This is a genomic window from uncultured Campylobacter sp. (assembly GCF_937997595.1).
Taxonomy (GTDB): Bacteria; Campylobacterota; Campylobacteria; order Campylobacterales; family Campylobacteraceae; genus Campylobacter_B.
The window spans coordinates 1-4,674 of sequence record NZ_CALKTS010000314.1; the positions used below are offsets into that span (position 1 = coordinate 1).

A 4,674-nucleotide genomic window follows, 5' to 3' on the forward strand; every position below is an offset into this window, starting at 1 on the left:
ATAGCTTGTATTCATCTTTTTTATGTATATCCGCACCTAGCTTTATAAGCTCTTGGGTAGTATTTGTATCGTCCCAAAAGCTAGAATACATCACGGGCGTTACCCCTCCGTGCATAGTATGATCGACGGTTAGATTGTTATCTTTCATAAATTTTAAAATTTTATCCGTTTGCTTGCTTTTTAAAAGCCTTTTTAGCTCTACGTCAATGGCAGGTTCTTTAAATACGTTTTTCGGGTTTGAATTGTAATCTATATCCCAGTAGCGAAATGCAAAACTTTCAACTTCTTCTTGAGTTACGTATTTGCTAAGACCTGGCACTTTGGAGACATTAGTATCTGAAGTAACGGTAAAATGAGTTTGTTTGCGCTCCGTAAGACCTGATCTTTCGGCTAGCAGATACAGCGCGCATGCGACTACCGCGCAGATAGCATAAATAAACCGAAGTTTGAAGCTTTTCAAAATTTCCCCTTAAAATTTTGCTCGCGACTATACCCAATGAGTACTTAATAAAATATAAACACTATACACGATAGGTAAAGCTGAGTAAAAAATGCCGTTAGGTCGGGTTTAAATGATGAAATATTTCAAGTAAATTTGGCGAACGAATATCGTCATAGACCTTATTTGCGTAGCTACATCCTCTATTTACACCTACGCTAGGCTCTATATTCGAGGCTCGTTCGCCGTAAATTTTACCGCAACATATTTGCGCAAACTATTCTTGAAAGCACAAACCCGAAAATCATTGTCGTGCTAATGAACGGCAAGTCGCTACCGTATCACCAAAAGCGTATTTTGCGGATCTGTTCGCAAGCTGCTCGCGCGGTCATGAAGTGCGCTTTGCGCCTATTTGCCGATAAAATTTTTCTGCAGCCACTCCATCGCTTTTTCTTCGCTTTCAAATCTGCCGCTTTTGGCGACTTGAAACTGCCCCTCGTAGAAGCGAATTCTGATACCGTCCTGGACGCTATCTACCTTGATACGCGTAATCCTGTCTTTGTTTAGATAGGTTCGGTCGTTTAGCTTTACAAACATCGTTTTCTCCTTTAAATTTAATGGTTTTTATCTGCCGCTTTACTTGCGTCTTTTTCGCCCTCTTTTTTCAAAAAAAGCTCCTTAAAGCGCTCGTTTGCGTAGTTTTCTATATCGCTTTGCAGCTGCTTATACGCGGCGATCAGCTCATACGCGCGCGCATTTAGCGTCGTGCCTGCGGCATTGCCGCCGCCTTGCTTAGTGCTAAAGAGCTCCTCTTGCAGATTTTTTTGTAAAATTTGCAGATGGCTCCAGCACTTTTTATAGTTCATCCCCAAAACCTCGGCGGCTTTAGAGATAGAGCCCGTTTGAGCGATCACATCTAGCACTTCGGTTTTGCCCTTGCCGAAAATGAGCTCGCCCTGCGCATTTTCGATCCAAGTTTTTGTTTTTACCCTCATTCTTTTGCCTTTCTTCTCCTTAAAGCAGCCCAGCTGACAATATTTCACGTCTATGCCGTGCTCCTTAAGCGTAGAGCGCACTGTATCGAACCCCACACCGCCGCTAGCTACGGCGCGGGCGTCACGGCAAAAAATCCGTCTTTTCTCATCCAAAAGCGGATCTAGCTTTTGCAGTGCTTTTATGCTGCCTCCGCTACATTGCAGCTTGCCGAACTGTCCGAGTTCGCAGCGATCTATCCGTATCCCTTCGCGTGCCGCGAGATCTCCTACGACGCTCGCGTCCACGCCTAATTTAGCGGCAATCTTAAACGCCGCGCCGCAATCGAGCTTGCCGCTTGGATTTAGTAAATTTAAAATCAGCCTTTTGATCTCGCTTGCTTTTTTATCGTCTATTTTGATATCTATCTCCATGCCGCCCTCTTAACTCAAAATTCTCTCTTCGCCGCTATAAACGTTTAAATTTTCGCCGCGAGCGAAGCCGCAAAGGGTAAGATCAAATTTACGCGCGATCACGACGCCCAGGCTCGTAGGAGCCGTGCGCGAAACAAGCGCGCTAATGCCACTCATCACGGCTTTGGCGACCATTTCAGAGCTTAGCCTGCCGCTTACCAAAAGAAGCGAGCCCTGCGTATCGCACCCCGCCAAAACCGCCTTGCCGACCGATTTATCGATGGTATTGTGCTGGGCGATATCCTCGCCGATAAAATGCTCGCCGCCCGCAGTAAAGAGCTTTGCGGTGTGCACGCAGCCCGTCATCTCGTAAAGCTCGCACTGCGTGTAAAACTCGCTCATCAAATTTAAAATTTCATTCTTATGAAATTTAGCGTCCGAGCGGACTTTGCGCGCCGCCATCGCTGCAGGATCTATATTTGCGGTAGAGCTGCGCCCGCAGCCGCTGATGATGACCTTTTCGGCATCGAAGCTATTTAGCCGCTTTTCGTTTATCTCGCCGCAGACATTCACGCTAAGCCCGTCCGGCGCGAGCTCTATGCTCTTTATGCGGCTTGGATCCGAGATCAAATTTTCGCTCAGCAAATAGCCTACCGCAAGCGCCTTTAAATCGCTCGGAGTCGCCATCAGCGCGCCGAAACGCTTGCTGTTTAGTAAAATTTCAAGTTTGATCTCGCGCACCAAGATATCGCTTACGATCCTTCTTTCATCCCCTTTAAATTTAACTATCTCCGCCCTATAAATCGGCTCCATAGACCTTCCTTATTTTAATTTCGCCCGTATCGTAGTGAAATTTTGCTTAAATAGCCTTAATTCGCCGAAGTAAAGCCGTCGTACCGAAGCGGCATGCGTAAATTTAGAACGCTCGCAGTTTTGTATTTAAAAAATCGCGTGGAAAATTCCACGAGCCGCTCGCACCGTGAGCACAAGCGACCATGAAACGCCCGCAAAGATAAAATTTCATCAAATTTTGCCGTAGCGGCGATTAAATTTCATCTTTGCAAAGCGGGCGGAACTTGCCGCCCAAACTACTTATGAACCGGCGATAGATAAGGTTTTTCAGAGTGCATCGACATCTCATTTTGTCTTCTGAACTCGATAAACTCGCTCTCGCTAAGCTTTCTGATATTTGCGATCGTCATCTTTAGCGGCGGGATGCCAGATAACGGATCCAGATCGCCCGCATGCACGAGCTCGTTGCCGTCGGCCTCGCTGTAATGGAAGGTCGTAAAGATCGTACCCTCTTTCAGATCCGGATTTATGCGAAGTTTCGCAGCGATCTGACCGCGCTTATTTTTGACTAGCGCGTAGCAGCCCTCGGTAAGTTCGCGTTCGCGCGCGATGTCGGGGCTTACCTCGATGAGTGCACCTTCCGCGCCCGCACCGTACTCTAGCGCGCGACACTCTCTGGTCATCGTGCCGGTGTGGTAATGATAGACCTTGCGCCCGGTCGTAAATAAGCACGGATAAATTTCATCCGGTATCTCGCTAAGCGCGCCGCTTCCTACCGGATAATCATCCGGAATCTTCATCTTGGCTCTAAAATCCGCCTCCGCCTTAGCACGCTCCTCTTTATCATCCACGTAAAGCACCGGCACCATTCTAAATTTACCATCAGGCAGCATCGATTTATGATCTGCGTAAAGAACCGGTGTGCCCGGATGATCTTCATCAGGACATGGCCAGCTTATGCCGCCTAGCTTATCTAGCCTATAGTAGCTAATACCACCGAAAAATTTAGGCATTAATGCACGCACTTCGTTCCAAATTTCTTCCGCACTTAAAAAATCAAACCCTTCAAGTCCCATTCTTTGTGCGATATTGCAAACTACCTTCCAATCAGGCTCTACGCCAGGAGCCGGCTCGCTTGCCTTGCGCGTGCGCTGGACGCGGCGGGAAGTATTTAAAAAGGTGCCATCCTTCTCGCCCCAGCCGGCAGCAGGTAGTACGACGTCAGCCTTCTGTGCGCTCTCGGTAAAGAAAAGATCCTGCACGATAAAGCAATCCAGATGGTGCGTTGCATGCACGAAGTGTTCCGTCCAAGGATCGCTCATTACGGGATTTTCACCGTAAACGTAGAGTAGCTTCAGCTCGCCGCTATCCATCTTATCTGGAGCAATCGTAAGTTTAAAGCCTGGAGTTGGATTTAGCTCGAAGTGCCATACTCTGCGCGCCTGCTCCTGAGCGTAAGCGGAATTTACCGCACCTGCCGGGATGACGTTAGGTAGCGCGCCCATATCGCATGCACCTTGGACGTTGTTTTGACCGCGCAAAGGATTTACGCCTGCGCCTCGTTTGCCTAAATTCCCCGTCAAAATAGCTAAATTTGAAAGCGAAAAGACGTTTGAGGTGCCATCGCTAAACTGCGTGATACCCATCGTGTAGCAAATCGCCGCTGCGCCTGCTTTAGCATACATTCTAGCAGCTTCGATTACGAGCTCTTTTTTCACGCCGGTCTCGCGCTCGAAGCGCTCAGGTGTAAAGTCCTTAACCGCTTCTTTTAGATACTCGTAGCCGTGAGCGTAGTTTTTGATAAACTCGTCATCTTGCAGATTTTCAGCAATGATAACATTCATAATGGTATTTAGCGTCTTAATGTTCGCGCCCACCGGGATTTGCAAATAGATATCGGCTTTTTTCGCCATATCTGTGCGCTTCGGATCTACGACGATCATCTTGGCGCCGCGCTGCAATCCTCGCTGCATCTGCATAGCGATGATCGGGTGACACTCGCTCGTGTTTGTGCCGATGAGTAAAAATACGTCCGTATCGGTAGCGAACTCTACCAAA

At 47.8% G+C, this 4,674-nt stretch carries 4 protein-coding genes and 1 pseudogene; all 5 read right to left on the reverse strand.

Annotation, left to right across the window (positions count from 1 at the left end; translation table 11 throughout):
* Positions 1–460 (reverse strand): annotated as a pseudogene (locus tag Q0614_RS10600) (ankyrin repeat domain-containing protein); the annotation flags it as partial.
* A gap of 387 nt (positions 461–847) precedes the next feature.
* Entirely contained in the window at positions 848–1,036 is a 189-nt protein-coding gene (locus Q0614_RS10605) for a hypothetical protein (protein ID WP_005869215.1), read from the reverse strand.
* Between the two features lie 17 nt (positions 1,037–1,053).
* Complete coding sequence (locus Q0614_RS10610) at positions 1,054–1,845, reverse strand: LysR family transcriptional regulator (RefSeq protein ID WP_297882023.1); 792 nt, start codon at positions 1,843–1,845, stop codon at positions 1,054–1,056.
* A 9-nt stretch (positions 1,846–1,854) separates the two neighbouring features.
* Complete coding sequence (gene fdhD / locus Q0614_RS10615) at positions 1,855–2,637, reverse strand: formate dehydrogenase accessory sulfurtransferase FdhD (RefSeq protein ID WP_298788617.1); 783 nt, start codon at positions 2,635–2,637, stop codon at positions 1,855–1,857.
* 275 nt (positions 2,638–2,912) lie between these two features.
* On the reverse strand, positions 2,913–4,674 hold a 1,762-nt coding region (locus Q0614_RS10620), incomplete at its 5' end, for a molybdopterin-dependent oxidoreductase (protein WP_298788618.1).

What these genes read in the sequence shown, in the direction of transcription:
- Q0614_RS10605 (WP_005869215.1), bottom strand. Translation starts at nt 1,036, where the DNA reads ATGTTTGTAAAGCTAAACGACCGAACCTATCTAAACAAAGACAGGATT.
- Q0614_RS10610 (WP_297882023.1), bottom strand. Translation starts at nt 1,845, where the DNA reads ATGGAGATAGATATCAAAATAGACGATAAAAAAGCAAGCGAGATCAAA.
- fdhD (WP_298788617.1), bottom strand. Translation starts at nt 2,637, where the DNA reads ATGGAGCCGATTTATAGGGCGGAGATAGTTAAATTTAAAGGGGATGAA.